17 protein-coding genes and 1 pseudogene are annotated in these 17,438 nt (G+C 54.8%); 3 read left to right on the top strand and 15 right to left on the bottom strand.

What is annotated here, in order from left to right; genetic code table 11:
* Positions 1–177: 177 nt before the first annotated feature.
* The 3 genes from SMB34_RS16285 to SMB34_RS16295 all read right to left on the bottom strand — a co-directional run bounded on the left by SMB34_RS16285 (position 178) and on the right by SMB34_RS16295 (position 2,893).
* Positions 178–1,647, bottom strand: a complete 1,470-nt coding sequence (locus tag SMB34_RS16285) for an AMP nucleosidase (protein ID WP_037991673.1) — start codon at positions 1,645–1,647, stop codon at positions 178–180.
* Positions 1,648–2,123: 476 nt separating this feature from the next.
* Positions 2,124–2,366 carry a hypothetical protein gene (locus tag SMB34_RS16290; protein ID WP_007091249.1) on the bottom strand — a complete coding sequence of 81 codons (243 nt, stop codon included), beginning with the start codon at positions 2,364–2,366 and terminating at the stop codon, positions 2,124–2,126.
* A complete protein-coding gene (locus SMB34_RS16295) occupies positions 2,366–2,893 on the bottom strand; it encodes a sigma-70 family RNA polymerase sigma factor (RefSeq protein WP_007091250.1) in 528 nt (175 codons plus the stop codon). The genes SMB34_RS16290 and SMB34_RS16295 overlap by 1 nt, the downstream gene beginning before the upstream one ends.
* 380 nt (positions 2,894–3,273) lie before the next feature.
* Here SMB34_RS16295 and SMB34_RS21145 point away from each other — a divergent pair, with 380 nt between their 5' ends.
* A complete protein-coding gene (locus SMB34_RS21145; protein ID WP_007091251.1) occupies positions 3,274–3,447 on the top strand; it encodes a hypothetical protein in 174 nt (57 codons plus the stop codon).
* Positions 3,448–3,536: 89 nt separating this feature from the next.
* Here the strand turns inward: SMB34_RS21145 and SMB34_RS16300 are convergent, their stop codons facing one another.
* Together SMB34_RS16300 and SMB34_RS16305 are read right to left on the bottom strand one after the other, a co-directional pair.
* Positions 3,537–4,136: a YqaA family protein gene (locus SMB34_RS16300; protein WP_051682347.1), complete on the bottom strand. Its 600-nt coding sequence runs from the start codon at positions 4,134–4,136 to the stop codon at positions 3,537–3,539.
* A gap of 109 nt (positions 4,137–4,245) precedes the next feature.
* Positions 4,246–4,785, bottom strand: a complete 540-nt coding sequence (locus tag SMB34_RS16305) for a hypothetical protein (RefSeq protein ID WP_037991674.1) — start codon at positions 4,783–4,785, stop codon at positions 4,246–4,248.
* Between the two features lie 149 nt (positions 4,786–4,934).
* Here SMB34_RS16305 and SMB34_RS16310 point away from each other — a divergent pair, with 149 nt between their 5' ends.
* Both SMB34_RS16310 and SMB34_RS16315 read left to right on the top strand, forming a co-directional pair.
* Complete coding sequence (locus tag SMB34_RS16310) at positions 4,935–5,438, top strand: Dps family protein (RefSeq protein WP_037991679.1); 504 nt, start codon at positions 4,935–4,937, stop codon at positions 5,436–5,438.
* 116 nt (positions 5,439–5,554) lie between these two features.
* Positions 5,555–6,913 carry a diacylglycerol/lipid kinase family protein gene (locus tag SMB34_RS16315; protein ID WP_037991675.1) on the top strand — a complete coding sequence of 453 codons (1,359 nt, stop codon included), beginning with the start codon at positions 5,555–5,557 and terminating at the stop codon, positions 6,911–6,913.
* A 64-nt stretch (positions 6,914–6,977) separates the two neighbouring features.
* Here the strand turns inward: SMB34_RS16315 and ftsY are convergent, their stop codons facing one another.
* The 10 genes and pseudogenes from ftsY to SMB34_RS20730 all read right to left on the bottom strand — a co-directional run.
* Positions 6,978–7,913 (bottom strand): signal recognition particle-docking protein FtsY, encoded by a 936-nt coding sequence (ftsY, locus tag SMB34_RS16320; RefSeq protein WP_037991676.1) that lies wholly within the window; start codon positions 7,911–7,913, stop codon positions 6,978–6,980.
* Positions 7,910–9,157, bottom strand: a complete 1,248-nt coding sequence (mtaB, locus tag SMB34_RS16325; RefSeq protein WP_037991680.1) for a tRNA (N(6)-L-threonylcarbamoyladenosine(37)-C(2))-methylthiotransferase MtaB — start codon at positions 9,155–9,157, stop codon at positions 7,910–7,912. Before mtaB ends, ftsY begins: the two co-directional genes overlap by 4 nt.
* Positions 9,158–9,350: 193 nt before the next feature.
* Complete coding sequence (locus SMB34_RS16330; protein ID WP_037991677.1) at positions 9,351–10,376, bottom strand: GGDEF domain-containing protein; 1,026 nt, start codon at positions 10,374–10,376, stop codon at positions 9,351–9,353.
* A gap of 153 nt (positions 10,377–10,529) precedes the next feature.
* The gene (argB, locus tag SMB34_RS16335; protein ID WP_007091259.1) at positions 10,530–11,459 is read right to left on the bottom strand and encodes an acetylglutamate kinase; all 930 of its coding nucleotides are present in this window, start codon (positions 11,457–11,459) and stop codon (positions 10,530–10,532) included.
* 37 nt (positions 11,460–11,496) lie between these two features.
* Positions 11,497–12,159 (bottom strand): ribosome biogenesis GTP-binding protein YihA/YsxC, encoded by a 663-nt coding sequence (gene yihA / locus SMB34_RS16340; RefSeq protein ID WP_007091260.1) that lies wholly within the window; start codon positions 12,157–12,159, stop codon positions 11,497–11,499.
* A 55-nt stretch (positions 12,160–12,214) separates the two neighbouring features.
* Entirely contained in the window at positions 12,215–13,930 is a 1,716-nt protein-coding gene (gene yidC, locus SMB34_RS16345) for a membrane protein insertase YidC (protein ID WP_007091261.1), read from the bottom strand.
* A gap of 60 nt (positions 13,931–13,990) precedes the next feature.
* A complete protein-coding gene (gene yidD, locus SMB34_RS20935; RefSeq protein WP_062950731.1) occupies positions 13,991–14,293 on the bottom strand; it encodes a membrane protein insertion efficiency factor YidD in 303 nt (100 codons plus the stop codon).
* Positions 14,290–14,736, bottom strand: coding sequence for a ribonuclease P protein component (rnpA, locus tag SMB34_RS16350; protein ID WP_230729395.1), 447 nt, complete (start codon positions 14,734–14,736; stop codon positions 14,290–14,292). The genes yidD and rnpA overlap by 4 nt, the downstream gene beginning before the upstream one ends.
* 16 nt (positions 14,737–14,752) lie before the next feature.
* Positions 14,753–14,887 (bottom strand): 50S ribosomal protein L34, encoded by a 135-nt coding sequence (rpmH, locus tag SMB34_RS16355; protein ID WP_007091264.1) that lies wholly within the window; start codon positions 14,885–14,887, stop codon positions 14,753–14,755.
* 158 nt (positions 14,888–15,045) lie between these two features.
* Positions 15,046–17,438 (bottom strand): annotated as a pseudogene (locus SMB34_RS20730) (Ig-like domain-containing protein); the annotation flags it as partial.

Below are 17,438 nucleotides of genomic sequence, written 5' to 3' on the forward strand. Positions count from 1 at the left end.
GGGGTTGGTTGGCTGGCGGGATTAGCCGGGCGGTTGGTCAAATCGTCATTCGGGGCGCAGAGCCGGAATCCACATCCCATCGAAACGGAATGACGATCAGGTTGGGAGTGTGGTGTCAGCGGTCTGAAACGCCCGCCGCCGTGAGGCAACGGGCGTTCTCGTGAATGTCAGGAGGACCTAGCGGAAGGCCGGCTCGTCAAGGGAACGCAGTTTGCGCGAATGCAGCTGGTTGACCTCGTTTCGCAGGGTATCGATGGTATCAAGACCGACCTGAAGGTGTTGCCCGATACGCTGGCGATAGAAGTTGTTGGCCATGCCCGGCAGTTTCAGTTCGCCGTGCACCGGTTTATCGGAAACACACAGCAACGTGCCGTAAGGCACACGGAAACGGAAACCGTTGGCGGCAATCGTGGCGCTTTCCATATCCACCGCAATCGCCCGCGACTGGTTCAGGCGGACAAACAATTCGCTGTAACGCAGTTCCCAGTTCCGGTTATCCGTGGTCGCCACGGTCCCGGTCCGCATGCGGGCCTTCATTTCGCGCCCTTTAAGACCGGTGATCTTGGCCACCGAATTGGCAAGGGCGACCTGCACCTCTGCAATCGGGGGCACCGGAATCCAGAGCGGCAAATCGGAGTCGAGCACATGATCGTCGCGCACATAACCATGGGCCAGAACATAATCGCCAAGAAGCTGGCTGCGCCGAAGACCGGCACAATGGCCCAGCATCAACCAGCAATGCGGGCGCAGAACGGCAATATGGTCGGTTGCGGTTTTGGCATTTGACGGACCAACGCCGATATTCACCAACGTCACCCCAAGCCCATCTTCACGGATCAGGTGATAGGACGGCATCTGCGGCAATTGTGCGACCGGTTCGCCGCTTTCGACCCAGCCATTTGGCGCGTTTTTGCGAACATGGACTTTCGGGCCTGGTTCGACAAAGGCGACATAGGGGCTTTGGGGATCTTCAAGCTGGAGCTTGGCGAATTCGATGAATTCGTCGACATAGCGCTGATAGTTGGTGAACAGCACGAATTTCTGGAAATGTTCCGGCAGTGTCGCGGTATAGTGCCGCAAACGCGCCAGCGAGTAGTCAACACGTTCGCCGGAAAACAGCGACAAGGGCTTTGGCCCTTCGGTAATGCCGTAATGCACACCATTGGCGATATCATCATCGGTGCGCGCCAGATCGGGCATGTCGAAGATCATCTGAAGCTGGCGGATGTCGGTCGGGCCGATATTGTCGGTTGCGGTTTCAACAAGAAACGGCAATGGAATCGGGCGATCCGACACACCAACGACGACCGGCACGTCGTGGTTTTTCAGCAGAAGTTCGATCTGTTCACGGTAATATTGTTCAAACAGGTCCGGGCGCGTCAGCGTCGTGCCATAAATGCCGGGGTCACGCGGCGCACCATAGGACAGGGTGCTTTCGACATGCAATTTCTCGGGCGGCACCTCGATCCCGAGATACGGGTAATAGGCGCGCACAGGCGAGGATTGTTGACCGTTTCCAAAGCGGGTGAAGGCGTCGCGAACAGATTCCGCACCCGTCGTATAAATTTCCTTGATACGGGCAATTGCCTTTTCGGCGTCAGTAAATTCAAACAGATCGCGGACCGATCCGTGGACGTCGGATACCATAACAGGTTGCTCCTTTTTCTTATTGTTGTATTGAGCGAGAGATTTATCACCGCTAGCCTTGCCTCTGGCAACCCCCAATTCATGCATGGCCGAACATCAAAACGGCGGATCCGTTACGCAAAGTTGGGATACCGATTGTGCCGGAGGCGCATAAAGCCGGGCCACACGGAAACATGCCAGACATATATGTCGGGATTATTTTCAAAAAATCCAAATGACAGTTTTGATGCATGGCTCATAACCATGACGCGAAATTCATCTCCGCACGGGGATGGAGATCATCGATTCGCGGCCTCATCGCAGGCAAGGCAGCATCAAGACAAAAAAAGGGCCGAAACCAAGAGGTTCCGGCCGATTTCGGAGAAGGGCCTTAGACGTTGAGGGAAAAGACGATCAACTCCGATGCATACTTTATCTGACCGTTGGTCAACAAAGTCAATAAATTTTCGCTTCAATGCACTATTGCATTTAACGCATCACTCATGCAGGAGACCGGCACCAGAAGCCAGAGACTTCAATTTTTTAAGACGACGGTAACGCAGGAGATCAACTGTCTTTCCGTCACTTAAATGATCTTTTTCGAAATCACGGACAATTCCTGCGGCGCGCGGATCCGATTGGACAAGATCTTCGATATCGCCCTTGTCTTCATCGTCAATGGATCCGTGCACGTAACTTACGATGTCGTCCTTGCCGTAAACAGCAAGCACATGGGTCATTAGGCTGCCTCCCCCACGAACCGCGATGCGTGTTCCCGGGCTTCGATACGGCCGACGGAAGAACGCAGCTTCCGGCGTGCGCGACCTACACGGGATTTGACCGTGCCAATCTCGACATTCATCTGGTCGGCGGCGTCCTGATAGGAAACTTCATCAACAGCCGTCAAAAGGATCGCCTGACGTTCCTGTTCAGGAAGTTCACCAAGGATACGATCGGCATCACGCAACTGCAAACGGGCCATCTGATTACTGCCATGTCCATAGACATCGCCCAGATCATCCCAGTCGACATGATGCCCGCGGGTTTTCTCCCGACGTTTGCCCGAAATGAATGTGTTGAACAGAATCCGGTGCAACCAGGCTTTAAGGCTGGTGCCTTCTTCAAACTGGTCCTTCTTGCTGATGGCTTTCAGCAAGGTGTCCTGCACGAGATCCTGTGCACGGTCCATGCTGCTGGTCAGCCGATAAGCATGGCGACGCAGAGCGGGAACGTGATCTTCAATTTCGTTCATAACTTGATCAGACATCACAACCTCCGTTTTTGGATGTCCCCACCGTAACAAAAGAAAATATTATTTAAAGTAAAATCGTATGGTTCACTTAGGCAATACAATGAACCTGCTTCAAATCATTAACAACAACAACAAGCTCAACAAACATAACCACATCAATATGATCATTGTACGCAGATAACATTTAATCATTACTTTACATTACTTGATCAGGTTGCGTTGACTGGTTCAGTTCAGGAACCTGGTTGTAATATGTAGAAAACGGAGGTAACGTAAGTTACTCCAAAATTTCTGAACACGTTGCGTATCAATGGTTTCAGACGCACCCTAGAACGTCTGAACTTAATGAGGGCCCACGAGTGTCAACCTCGAAACGAACTGAAAAGCTTCAGATTATGCTCGACGACGATGAGCTGAAGTTCATCGACGACTGGCGATTTGAGCATCGTATGCCAACCCGAGCAGCAGCCATTCGTGAACTGATTCGCCGCGGCTTGGTCTCCGAGGATGTCGAAGATCCGGAAACCGAAGGCAAAACCACCACCGATTTCCGGATTGAAGCGGAATAGTCCAAAGAGATTTTTTTCAATATCTCTGAAAAAAGCCCGGCAAATAGCCGGGCTTTGTTATTTCTATCTCGATTTTGCGTGTTTTCGGATTAAACCGAATCACCTTTCTCGGGCTTTTCAAGCCTGTCAGGTTTCTTGCCCTCGAAAAGACGGGCGATCCCGACACCGAAACCAAGAACCAGCAACCACAAACCATAGTAGCGCAAGGCACGCGATATCCCGATGGCGACAAGAAACAGCCAGAAAGGATATGTCGTCGCCCCGGCCGCCAGAGCGGCAAGCTGCATGGGTATCGGCGCGATACTGATTGCAAAGACAACCCAGAATCCGCCTTCTTCGAATTGTTGTTCGACCTTCTGGAATTCCTGCTGCCCGCCAGCTGTTTCAATGATCGGCTGGATAAGCTCGCCCGACAGGCCGTAGGCAATCAAATACAGGAAAACCGCACCGGCAACGCTGCCAAGCAATGTAACGGTCGCAACAATCACACCGCGCCTGCGCGATGCCGCCATGATTGGCGCAATCAGGATTTCAATCGGAATGGGAATAATCGTGGTCTCAAGAAATGAAGCCACCGCAATGCCGCCAAGTCCTTTACGACCGGCGGCCAGTTTTTCCAGACGCTGCTGCCAGACGCGCCACCAACCCGCAAGACCATTCCGGTTTCGATTTTTGTCTTCTTTTTCCATAGATGCCTCTGACTGAACATCGTCAAACGTAAAGCGGCCCGCCCTTCACGTTAAAGGGCGGGCCGCGGACACCCGGAACACCACATCACCGAGTCAAGGTTGTGATGTCTTATTCGGTGGCATGATCATCCGAGAGCGCCTGCTCAGCATTGTTGAGAGCCTCAAGGGTTTTGGCCTTCATGGTTTCCCAGGTATCAGCCGATGCATCCTTGGTTTCTTCATACGCCTCGTTCAGATTTTCACTGGCGCCGTCCCAAGCTTCTGCAAGTTCATCCACAGCGTCTTCGCTTTCCTCGCTGACATTTGCGGATACTTCATCGTATTTCTCGCCAAGCTGATTGGATTTTTCTTCAACCCAGGCAAGAAATTCGTTCTTTTCTTCATAGGTGAAATCTTTGGCATCTTCATAGCCGGCCTCGGCCTTATCAGCCATTTTGTTGGCGTCCGATTTCATCGCGTCATCGGTTGCCATCGTGCCTGTCTGATCCGAGCTTTTCGATGCATCTGCATAAGCCGGTGCAGTCACGGCAACAGACATCATAATAGTACCAGCCATAAGAACAGTTTTATTAAGCATCACAACCTCCTGGTTATTAAACAACAGCGCTTTTTCTTTCGCACTGCTTGCCCATTCAAACGGGTGATCCAAAAGAATGTTCCAATTATTCCGATTTTATTTTCTGGAACCTTTGCTTTCGGGTGACGTTTTTGGGGCATGCGTTCGGGATATGCCCGGCCGCCAATAACGGGGTCGGGGTCAGAGCGACAGAACGTTATAAAGAAATACAGGAGTTAAAAATGGCACACAGCAGTATGCAGAGCGTTGCGAAAGAATTTCCGGTCAAAACCGGCGTCGACCGCAAAGACCGTCGCGAACTGGCCAAGATGCTAACCAAGATCATTGGCTCGTCGCACGTACTGTATGCCAAAATTCGCGGGGTTCACTGGAACGTGGTTGGTCCGGCTTTCTATTCGCTGCATAAAATGACCGAAGAGCAATATGAGGACCTGAACGAAGCGATTGACGATATGGCAGAACGCATTCGTGCAATCGGCTTCCAGGCCCCCACCGGCCTTGCGGAAATGATGGAACATTCCGTGGTCAAGGATCAGACCAAACTTCTTCCGGCCAATGACATGGTCAAGGAACTGGTCGAAGACCACGATAGCGTATCGCGCCTGTTGCGCGAAGGTGTTGCAGAGGCCGAAGCGGCAGAGGACGTCAAGACCGCCGACCTTCTGACGGAACGCATTGGCGTTCACGAAGAAGCGGCATGGATGCTTCGCGCAACCATTTCCTAAATCACACATTGTAAAACCGGCGCCAGATTGGCGCCGGTTTTGTGTCTCAATCTTGCCGTTCTGTTTGAGCATGGTAAACAGACAGCAAGTCCCGCACCCGTTTTGGAGGCATCAAGGTGAAATCGACCGAGTTGACAGGCAAGGTTTGTATCCTTCTGACACGCCACAAGGTGCCCGACGCATGGCGGGACAATGGTGCAGAACCATTGCGGGCCATTTTCGAGGATGCCGGTTATCGGGCCGAACTGGAACTGTGTGACGATCCCGTCGCCATGAATGACTTCATCAGCGTGTCCTGCGAACGGGGCGATATTGTCGTGATCGGCGGCGGTGATGGAACGATCAATGCAGTTATCGATACCGTGATCAAGGCGGGCGTGGTGATGGTTCCCCTACCGCTTGGCACGGCAAACGATTTTGCCCGCAGCCTGTACATCCCCGATGACATCCTTCAGGCCGCGCGCGCGGCAATCAATGGCCAGATTGCCATGCTTGATATCGGTCGGGTCAATGGCAAAAGCTTTGTCAATGCGGCCAGTATCGGCGTCCCCGCCGATGCCCGAAAACGCATTGACCCGGATCTGAAACGCTGGACCGGGGCCATCAGCTATGCGGTGGCGAACTGGCAAAGCTGGAACGACATGAAGCCACTGGAACTGAGTGTGACCTGTGGCGACAATCCGGCAAGAAATCTGAAACTGCGCCAGTTGACGGTTACCAATGGCCAGTATTTTGGCGGCGGTTTGCGTCCGCGCGAAAACAAACGCCTTGATGACGGCAAACTTCACATGTTTGCCATTCAGGCCAATGTCGACACATTGTCGGGCATGGATATTGCGGCTGAATTGCTGTTTGGCTCGGTTGATGACAGCTCATATGCGATCAGTCAGGAATGCGACGACATCCGCCTTGAAGGTGGCGAAGGTGAGCCTATTCTGGCCGACGGCGAAATCATAAGCCAGTTGCCTGCGCACTTCACCCTGGAGGCCAAGGTTCTGCCGGTTTTCGCCCCCAACGCCTTTCACGGCGAGACGGACCGCACGGCATCGTTTCAGGATCAGGAAATCGTCAATGACGTTGCGCTCGACGCGCTTGACCTTTCGCTGCGGCTATCGGCCATCTACCCCATGGCCACAGACAACCAGATGAAGGCGATCTGCCACGATACCGCCAATCGCCTGCGTGACATCAATCGCCGTCTTGAACTGGCCCTTCGGCCCTATGACCTGCCGACATCGTCCCCCGATCCGGATTTGCACAGCCTGGAACAGTTACGTGACCGGGCAATGTCATGGATGCTGCCCGATGCCGATATGCGCCTTGCGCGGGGGCTGAAAAACCAGTCCGTAGAACTCGGAAAGACACTTGATCTATGTGCTCTTGACGATATTCCGGGCGACATATCCGCGCCCCTCAAGGATATGAAGGAGCTTATCGGTGATTTGCAGCAAAGTCTGGATGAATTCCAGGCATAGAGCACGTCGCGCTCTAGAAAAGGCGGGATTTTCCCCGCCTTTTTCTGATTTGATGTCTGGCGGCTCAGTCTTCGAGCCCGGCCAGACTGCGGGCAAATGATTTGGCCTCGAACGGGCGAAGATCCTCGGCACTTTCGCCAACACCGATCGCGTGAACCGGTTTGGCAAATTTTTCGGCCAGTGCGACAACAACGCCGCCCTTTGCCGTGCCATCCAGCTTGGTCACGATCAGGCCGGTGACATTGGTTGCCTCGGAAAAGACTTCGACCTGGGAATGGGCATTCTGACCGGTGGTGGCATCAAGAACCAGCAACGTATCATGCGGGGCGGTTTCATCGCGTTTGTGAATGACACGGACGATCTTTTTAAGTTCGTCCATCAGATGCGCCTTGTTCTGTAAACGCCCGGCCGTATCGATCAGCAAAAGGTCATAACCTTCGCGCTTGGCCTGATCAATCGCATCAAAGGCAAGCCCGGCGGCATCGGCACCTGTATCACGCGCAATCACCGGGCATCCGGTCCGTTCGCCCCAGACTTTGAGCTGTTCAACAGCGGCAGCACGGAATGTATCGCCCGCCGCCATCATGACCTTGAGCCCCTGATCGCGATAGGTTTTGGCAAGTTTTCCGATTGTGGTGGTTTTGCCCGATCCATTAACGCCAACCACAAGGATCACATGGGGCTTTTTGGTCGTATCAATCACCAGCGGCTTTGCCACGGGTTCAAGGATTTTGGCGACTTCGGTGGCGATGAATTCCTGAATCTCGGCGGGATCGACTTCCTTGTCGAAACGGGTGCGCGACAATTCTGCGCCCAGTTTTGCCGCCGTGGTAACACCCAGATCGGATGTGATCAGCAGATCTTCGAATTCCTCAAGCGCATCATCATCCAGACGGCGCTTGGTGAAGATATCTGCAATCCCGGTGGTCAGTTTCGAGGAGGAGCGTTTCAACCCGTCTTTCAGTCGGGCAAACCAGCTTTTTTTCCCCTCTTCACTCATCCCGCAAGCTCCGCTTTCAATTTTCCGTCTTCAACGCCAATGACTTTGGCCTTTGCAATCGTGCCCGGTTCTATCACGCGATCGAGCGTAACGGGAGCAAAATGCTCCGTATGTCCGGTATTTTCCTTTTCCACCAACACATTTTCGGTCAGGCCGATGCGTGATTTCAGGAAATTGTTCAACTGAATTTCACCGGCATCACGAAGCGCGCCGGCGCGTTCCTTGCGGATATCCTTGGGCACCTGGGGCATGCGGGCCGCCGGTGTTCCCGGACGGGCGGAATAGGGGAACACATGCAGGTAAATCAACCCGCATTCATCGACAAGACGCAGGGTATTTTCCGCCATTTCATCGGTTTCGGTCGGGAAACCGGCAATGATATCGGCCCCGAAGGTCACATCGGCGCGAAGTGCACGGACCTTGTCACAGAAATCGATCACATCCTGACGCAGATGGCGACGTTTCATGCGTTTGAGCACCATGTCGTCACCCGCCTGAAGGCTGATATGCATATGGGGCATCAGGCGTGGTTCGGTTTCGATCAGGCGGAAGATATCCTCGTCGACCTCGACCGGGTCAATCGATGAAATCCGCAGGCGCGGCAGTTCGGGCACCTGGGCCAGCAGACGGCGTGCCATCTGCCCCAATGTCGGCTTGCCCGGCAGATCATGACCATAGGAGGTGATATCCACCCCGGTCAGAACCACTTCGCCGTAACCGTTGGCGACCAGTTCACGGACCTGAGTTACAATCTCGCCCATGGGGACGCTGCGCGAATTGCCGCGACCAAACGGGATGATGCAGAATGTGCAGCGATGATCACAGCCGTTCTGGACCTGCACAAAGGCGCGTGCGCGGCCTTCGAAGCCTGAAACCAGATGGCTTGCGGTTTCCTCGACCGACATGATGTCATTGACGACAACACGTTCATGTTCGGGCATCAGGAAGGTTTCGGCCTTCATCTTGGCATCGTTGCCAAAGATGCGGTCGATCTCGGTCATTTTGGCAAATTTGTCGGGATTGACCTGAACAGCGCAGCCGGTCACGAAAATCTTGGCATTGGGGTTTTCGCGACGCAGGCGACGGATGCTTTGGCGGGCCTGGCGTTCTGCCTCGGTCGTAACCGCGCATGTATTGATGATGATCGCATCATCAAGACCGGCATTTTTGGCATGGTCGCGCATCACCTCGGATTCATAGGTGTTCAGGCGACAACCAAATGTAACGACGCGCGGCTCTGTCATGCTCGCCCTTTTAATGATCCATTCCGGTTTGGAAAACACTTCCGTCGGCGCCAGCCAATGATTTGCCTGCTGCCAGTACGGAAAGTCCGGCAAGCTCAATCGCCTTGCCGGGCGCTGGTTACATACGCTTTTAGCAGTTTTAATGCAAGTCTGGCCGGTTCATGGCACACATGCATCAAGCACGGACGCAATTCTATTCGGCGGCAAAATTGCGATTGCGGCCATTCCTCTTGGCCCGATAGAGCGCACTATCCGCGCGATCAACGACCTTGGCGGCCCCTTCGCCCTTCACATATTCGGCCACACCGACCGAAACGGTCATGTGACCGAATGACGTCCCGCTTGATTTGGCGCGCACCTCGCGGGCGGCAATGCGCTTGCTCATATCATCGGCCAGCATCATCGCATCCTTGAGCAGCGTCTGCGGCAGCAGGATTGCAAACTCGTCCCCGCCATAGCGCGCCACCAGATCCCGCCCCTTGGTATTGGCTTTGATCATGGACGCGATCAGAACAAGGATTTCATCGCCGATCCGGTGACCGTATTTGTCGTTCACCGCCTTGAACTGATCAAGATCGACCATCATCACGCAAAATGGTTCTTCAATGTCGCCGCTATCAAATTCAACGCAGCAACTGGCCAGGACTTCCTCGAAATGCATGCGATTGGAAACACGGGTCAGGCCATCGGTGTAGGATCGTTCGCGGGTTTCATGCAGTTCACGTTGCAGATGGGCGATTGTCTTCAGATAGTCGCCAAGCTGTTCATGCAGGCTTTCGACAGTCGTTTGCATCCGCCCGGTATGCAGGACCACATTGTGAATGACTTCGTCGGCCTTTTCACCGCTTTTAAGGGATGTTTCCGCCCTCCCCAGCACATCGCTGTAAACACGTAGCTCGTCGCGGGTGCTGGAAAGGCTGGCATCGCTATTTTCGACAACATCGGAAAAATCTTCCATGCCGCGCTGAAGAAAATCAGCCGCCTGCCGGTCAAAGATATAGCGGTAGTAAAGTTGCAGCAGCGTTTCTTCGCCAATCGTCTCGCCGGTTGCTTTGACAGCATCAATCACGCGGAGGATTTCCGGGTTTTCCTCGGCGTAATAAACGAACCAGACATGGTAAAGTTCGGGTGTCGGACGCAGCCCGTGATCGCGCAAAGCATCCAGCGTTGCCTTGGCATAATCCCAGTGTTTTGAGACTTGATGATCCGTCGCTGCCACAACGGTACTCCACCTGTTGATTGCCCATCATATTTCAGAGAGCCTGAGCCCGCGGAGGCATCTCGTTCGCAAGGAACTTAGCCTAATCCGCGGGCTTCAGCCACGCATCCAGAATGGTAATCACTCGGTGATCTACAGCCGAAAGGACTTAAATCAGCTGCTCCGGATCATTGTCCCGGCCCCGCGTTCGGTGAAGAGTTCAAGCAGGACCGCATGCGGTGCACGACCATCGACGATTACCGCGGCCTCGACCCCATTGCGGACTGCATCCATGCAGGTTTCCGTTTTCGGGATCATACCGCCCTGAATCGTGCCATCGGCAATCATTGCATTGATGCTGTCGATATCCGCGTCACGCACCAGTTGCTTGTCGGCATCAAGGATACCCTTGACATCAGTCAGCATATAAAGGCGACGGGCACCGACAGCCTGTGCAATGGCACCGGCAGCCGTATCAGCATTGATATTGTATGTCTGACCGTCTTCACCAACCCCTATCGGTGCAATTACCGGAATAATGTCGGTATTGATGAAGCAATCAAGCACATGCGGATTGACCTCGACCGGTTCGCCGACAAAGCCCAGATCAAGGACCTTCTCGATATTGCTTTCGGGATCGCGTTTGGTGCGTTGAAGTTTGCGCGCCTTGATCAGATGGGCATCCTTGCCACACAGACCAACGCTGACACCCCCGGCACGGTTGATGTTCGAAACGATTTCCTTGTTGATCTTGCCAGCCAGAACCATTTCGACAACGTCGATTGTCTGCTGGTCGGTGACGCGAAGGCCATCAACGAATTCGGACTGGATGTTAAGTTCCTTGAGCATCTGGCCGATCTGCGGACCGCCGCCATGAACCACAATCGGGTTCATGCCGACCTGCTTTAACAGGACCATATCCTGGGCAAACAGGCGGGCCAGTTCCGGGTCCCCCATGGCATGCCCGCCATATTTAACCACGATCGTCTGACCGTTATAGCGTCGCATATAGGGAAGAGCCTCGGACAGGACCTTGGCGCGTGCCAATGTCCGGTAAGCGTTGGATTCCGAGCTTTCTTCTTCAGAACGGACTTCTTCGTTCATGTCTTCTCCCCAATGTTATACGAGCGCTATCGGGTGATTATAGCAGCGTTGCGATTTCTGCGCGAAGCGCTTCAAGGCCGGTGCCTTTTTCGCTTGATGTCGCAAAAAGCTGCGACAGGGCGGCAGGGTGTTTTTTCACCGCTTCGACCACTTCGCGAATGCGTTTTTCCATCTGGCCTTTTTTAAGCTTGTCGGCCTTGGTCAGAACGATCTGATAAGACACGGCGGCTTCATCCAGCATCTTCATCATTTCAAGATCGGCTTTCATGAAGCCGTGCCGGGAATCGATCAAAACAAACACGCGCCGCAACGTGACCCGTCCGCGCAGATATTGTTTGATCACATTCTGCCATGTATCGACGATATCCTTGGGGGCCTTGGCAAATCCATAGCCCGGCAGATCGACGATATTAAGCGCGCCATCCAGATCGAAATAGTTCAGCTGCTGGGTACGGCCGGGCGTGTTCGACGTCCGGGCCATATCCTTGCGACCGGTTATGGCATTAAAAAGGCTCGATTTTCCCACATTGGACCGGCCTGCAAGGCAGATTTCGATCTTGTCTTCGGGGGGCAACTGTTCAAGTTGCGCCACCCCCAACATGAAAGTAACCGGGCGGGAAAACAGTTTCCGCCCGGCTTCGATCTGAGCCGATTCAAATGTCGGGATTGCAGTTGCCGATGGCAATTTTTCTTCGGTCATTGTCGTTCCTTGAGCCCCGCGGGGACGGTTGCCCGCCCCGCGGAGAGGATGGGGATCAAATCCCCATTTTGTACATGATGTAACGCTGTTGTGCGATCGACAGCAGGTTGTTCCATGCCCAGTAGATCACAAGACCCGCCGGGAAGCTTGCCAGCATGAAGGTAAAGATCAGCGGCAGGAACATCATGATCTTGGCCTGCGTCGGATCAGCCGGTGCCGGGTTCAGTTTCTGCTGCAGGAACATGGTGACCCCCATGATCAGCGGCCAGACACCGATCATCAGCATCTGCGGCGGATCCCACGGGATCAGGCCAAACAGATTGAACAGCGAGGTCGGATCCGGTGCCGAAAGGTCCTGAATCCAGCCAAAGAACGGTGCGTGACGCATTTCGATGTTCACGAACAGCACCTTGTAAAGTGCGAAGAACACCGGAATCTGAACCACGATCGGCAGGCAACCCGATGCCGGGTTGATCTTCTCGCGCTTGTAAAGCGCCATCATTTCCTGCTGCTGACGCTGACGGTCATCCTTGAACTGCTCGCGCATCTTGGTGATTTGCGGCTGCAGTTTCTTCATCGCACTCATGGATTTGTACGACTTGTTGGCCAGCGGATACATCACCGCCTTCACAAGGACCGTGAAGATCAGGATGGAAACGCCGAAGTTGCCCACCAGATGGTTCAGCCACTGCAGGAACAGGAAGAACGGTTTGGTCAGGAAGTAGAACCAGCCGAAATCAATCGCGAGGTCGAAATTCGTAATACCATAGTCATTGGCATACTGATCAAGAAGCGACACTTCCTTGGCACCGGCAAACAGACGGGTTTCCGAAGCGGCTTCGGAACCGGCCGCAACCGTGCGGGCCGCACCAAGATAATCCGTCTGGTACTTGTCGGAATTCTCGGCAACATGGTGGCTGAAACGCGTGGTCAGGGCCTCGTCCGAGGACGGTGCCAGCGCAACCAGCCAGTATTTGTCGGTAATGCCAAGCCAGCCGCCGGTGGTTTTCTTTTCCACGGCACCGTCTTCGGCAAGATCGTCATAATCGATTTCCGTCAGGGTGCCGTCAATAACGCCAAGCGGACCTTCATGCAGGATATAGAACCCTGCCGTGGTCGGCTTGCCCTTGCGCGAAATCAGGCCGTACGGATACAGCGTAACGTCCGAACCACTGTCGTTTTTCACCGACTGCTTGATCGAGAACATATAATTGTCGTCGATCGAAATCTCGCGGTTGAAGGTCAGGCCGCTGCCGTTGTTCCAGCTCAGCGTTACCGGTTTTGACGGGGTAAGCTCGTTGGAGCTTGCCGTCCACTGGGTGTCGCTATTGGGAACACTGACCGACCTGTCTGCGGCAACCCAGCCGAATTCGGCAAAGTACGCATTGTCGCTACCGGTCGGGTTCAGAACGTGGATCAGCGGGCTGTCCGGTTCTTCGGTCTCGCGGTAATCCTGCAACTGGATGTCGTCAATCACGCCACCAACCAGACGGATCGAACCCTCGACGCGCGGGGTTTCAATCTTGATACGCGGAGCTTTTGCAAGTGCTGCGTCGCGGTTGACGACCGGAGCCGCCGGTGCAGCACCACCTGGTACGCTGGGCACGTTCGAGGCAGACTGCGGTGCAGTATTGCCATTGACGTCAAGTTGTTCGCGAACTTGCGCTTCTCGATCCTGCGGCGCAGGTTCGGGAGCGAAAAAGAATTGGAACCCGACAAGGATTGCGACCGAAGCTGCAATCGCAATCCACAGGTTACGTTGTTCGTTCATCGCCTCTTTCCGCTTTCGTCCGGCGGCGCAAGACGCCTGACCGGTATTCTATTTACATGACTAAAGCGCCGTTAACCGGAGTTCATCCTCCGACGGCGCTTTGTTTTGTTCACAGCCACATCCGGGCACGGGATCATAACCATGACCACCCCATGGATGGCAACGCATTATCCGTTTAAAACCCATCCAGCCGCCTTTTATTGCCCCATGGCGGGCAAGTGCCTCCATCATATAAGCCGAACAGGTCGGCTGATATCTGCAGGACCACCCGATATAGGGCGATAAAAAGAGCTGGTAGCCGCGAACCGCGATTTGAAGAAGACGCGCCAAGGGGCCCACATTCGATCCGGGAAGGTTACTCATTTAGCAGAGTCTCCTGCCTTCGTCGCACCACCGGGCCTTGATCCACGTCCCTTGCGGGGGCGCTGGCTATCGGGGGCGGAAGGTTTGGCATCCGGAATACGCCGCAGGGCAAACCGCATATCATCAACCAGTTTTTCAAAATCCCGGTCAATGGTCTGCTGACGACCGATCACGACATAATCCCAACCGGGCAATGCCATATCCGCCATCAATTGGTCCGCCACGGCACGCAAACGCCGCCGAACGCGATTGCGAACGACGGCCTTGCCCACCTTTTTGGTGACGGTAAACCCGACTCGTGCAAGTCGATCTTCACCGGCGTATTCTGTGTCCGGTTTGATCCCGGGACGCGGAGCGCCCTGAAGGATCAATCCTTGTGTAACCCATTTTCGGCGGGTGCCTGCGACGCGAAGAAACTCTGCGCGCTTTTTCAAGCGTTCCACCGAAACGGTCACAACATTAGGCCGACAGACGCTTGCGGCCCTTGGCGCGGCGTGCGGTAAGCACACGGCGGCCACCGACGGTCGCGCTGCGGGAACGGAAGCCGTGGCGGCGTTTCCGTACGAGTTTGCTTGGCTGGTAGGTGCGCTTCACTGCACTTACTCCGTTCTAATAAAGGTAATCCGATAAAATTCGAGGTCCGCTGTATAGGACTTCACACCATGGCTGTCAATCGCGACAGGGTGAGTTCCCCCAGAAAACCGACAATGCCGCCGAGATTGCGTCCCGACGGCATCCAAATCGTCTTTTCGTCACCACTCGATACGTTCGACATTGGAAAATGTCAACTCGGTTCCATCAGAAAACACAATGGTTCCCGACGAATCGGTGGAGAGTTCCATATAGTTGTGCTTCGATTTCGTAATGCTGCCTTCATCCAGAACCAGGGTCCAGTCACTCGAATCGATATTGCCACCATTGGCACTATGCAATTCGATGGTATCGGTGGTCCATCCATTGGCCCCACCGTCCACATGGTCCGCCCCGTCACCCATGTTGAAAATAAACAGATCCGACCCGCCACCACCGTAAAGCTGGTCATCGCCGGTGCCGCCAATCAGCGTGTCGTCATCATCCCCACCCAGCAGCATGTCATTCCCGGCACCACCAGACAGGGTATCTTTCCCCGCACCGCCAATCAGGGTGTCATTGCCATCGTCACCATAAAGACGGTCTCTGTCGCCACCGCCATCAATCGTGTCGTCACCCGATCCGCCATACAGCGTATCGCGCCCCCAGCCGGTGGTTAGGGTATCGTTGCCCGATCCGCCGTCAAAATAGTTCGATCCGCCGTCCGCATTCAGGATGTCGTTACCGTCACCGCCAAGGAAGGTGTCATCACCGTATCCGCCATGGATCGAGTCGTTGCCGCCCTCGCCCCATACGGTATTATCCCCGCCGCCAACATCAATGCGATCATTGCCGTCACCAGACGCGACCGTATCCTTACCGCTGCCGGTCGTGATGCTGTCATCGCCACTGCCGCCAAGGATGGTATTGCGGCCTTCGCCGCCCGTGATCGTGTTGTCGCCATCCCCGGCATCGATATAATCGTCATCGCTTCCGACACGGATCGTGTCATTGCCGGTCCCGGTCCAGATGCGGTTATCGCCTTCACCTGCATTGACGATATTGTTGCCATCCCCCCCAACAATGGTGTCCCGGCCGCTGCCGGTATAGATGGTGTCGTTGCCCTCAGCGGTCTGAACGGTGTTCGTACCTTCGTTGGCATAGACAATATTGTCACCACCGCTGGCGTGGATTTTGTCATCGCCGCTGCCGCCGGTGACATAGTCATTACCTTCTCCGGCATAGATGGTATTCGTGCCCTCGCCACCATGGACGATGTCATTGCCCGCACCGGCATTGATATAATCGCTGCCACCATCGCCGGTGATGCTGTCATCACCGTCACCGGCATAAATGACGTCATTGCCGTTCCCGGCCCAGATCGTATCGTTGCCCGCATTGGTCCAGATGGTGTCATGACCGCCACCCGCGCCGATGGTATCGTTGCCGGAACCGGTCTGGAACATCTCGCTTGCTTCCGACCCCCAACGGGTTTCATTGGGATCGGCGGCTTCTTCCTCAATCGTGACCAGAAGGATCGCGGTCGTCGTGGCGGTATCGCTGCCATCACGCGACTGGGCCGAGACCGTCAGCTCGAACGTTCCGAAATAATCACTTGCCGGGGTCAGGCTCAGGCCACTCAACTGGGCCGGGCTCAGCGTCCAGGTACCGTTCCCGTTATCGGTCCCGGCAGACAGGGTCGCACCGCCCGGTACACCACTGATGATAATCGTCAGGGTCTCACTGCTGTCCGTCAGGCCTGCGTCGATATCAAGCGCAACAGCATTGCCCTCGTCCCCACTGGCATCAGACAGATCAAGTGTCGGCGCATCGGCGACACCGGCAACATCAACCGTAATGCTGCCTGTTGTGGTCGCAATGTCGCTGCCATCCGCAGATTGCGCGGTGACCGCCAGATCAAACGATCCGCTGAAATCGTCCGCTGGTGTGATCGTCAGGCCGTTCAGGTCAGCCGTCGACAAGGTCCAGCTGCCGTCACCGTTGTTGGTTCCGGCGGACAAGGTTGCACCTTCTGGCACGCCGCTGATCGTAACGGTTAGAACTTCGGAGCTGTCGGTCAGGCCTGCATCAATATCGAGTGCAATCGCAGAATCTTCGTTGCCAGATGCATCCGTAACATCCAACGTCGGCGCATCGGCGACACCTGCGACATCAACAGTAATACTGCCCGTTGTGGTCGCGATATCTTCGCCATCGGCAGACGTTGCCGTCACACCAAGCTCGAAGCTGCCGGAGAAATCATCCGCTGGCTTGATCGTCAGGCCTGCGAGCTGATCGGGACTTAGAGTCCAACTGCCATCACCGTTATCGGTACCCGCAGACAAGGTCGCACCTTCAGGCACGCCGCTGATCGTAACGGTTAGAACTTCGGAGCTGTCCGTCAGGCCTGCATCAATGTCGAGTGCAATCGCCGAATCTTCGTTGCCAGATGCATCCGAAACTTCCAGCGTCGGAGCATCGGCAACACCTGCAACATCAACCGTAATGCTGCCTGTTGTGGTCGCGATATCTTCGCCATCGGCAGACGTTGCCGTCACCATCAGATCAAACGATC

The organism is Thalassospira permensis NBRC 106175 (genome assembly GCF_000714555.1).
In the GTDB taxonomy this organism is placed as follows: domain Bacteria; phylum Pseudomonadota; class Alphaproteobacteria; order Rhodospirillales; family Thalassospiraceae; genus Thalassospira; species Thalassospira xiamenensis.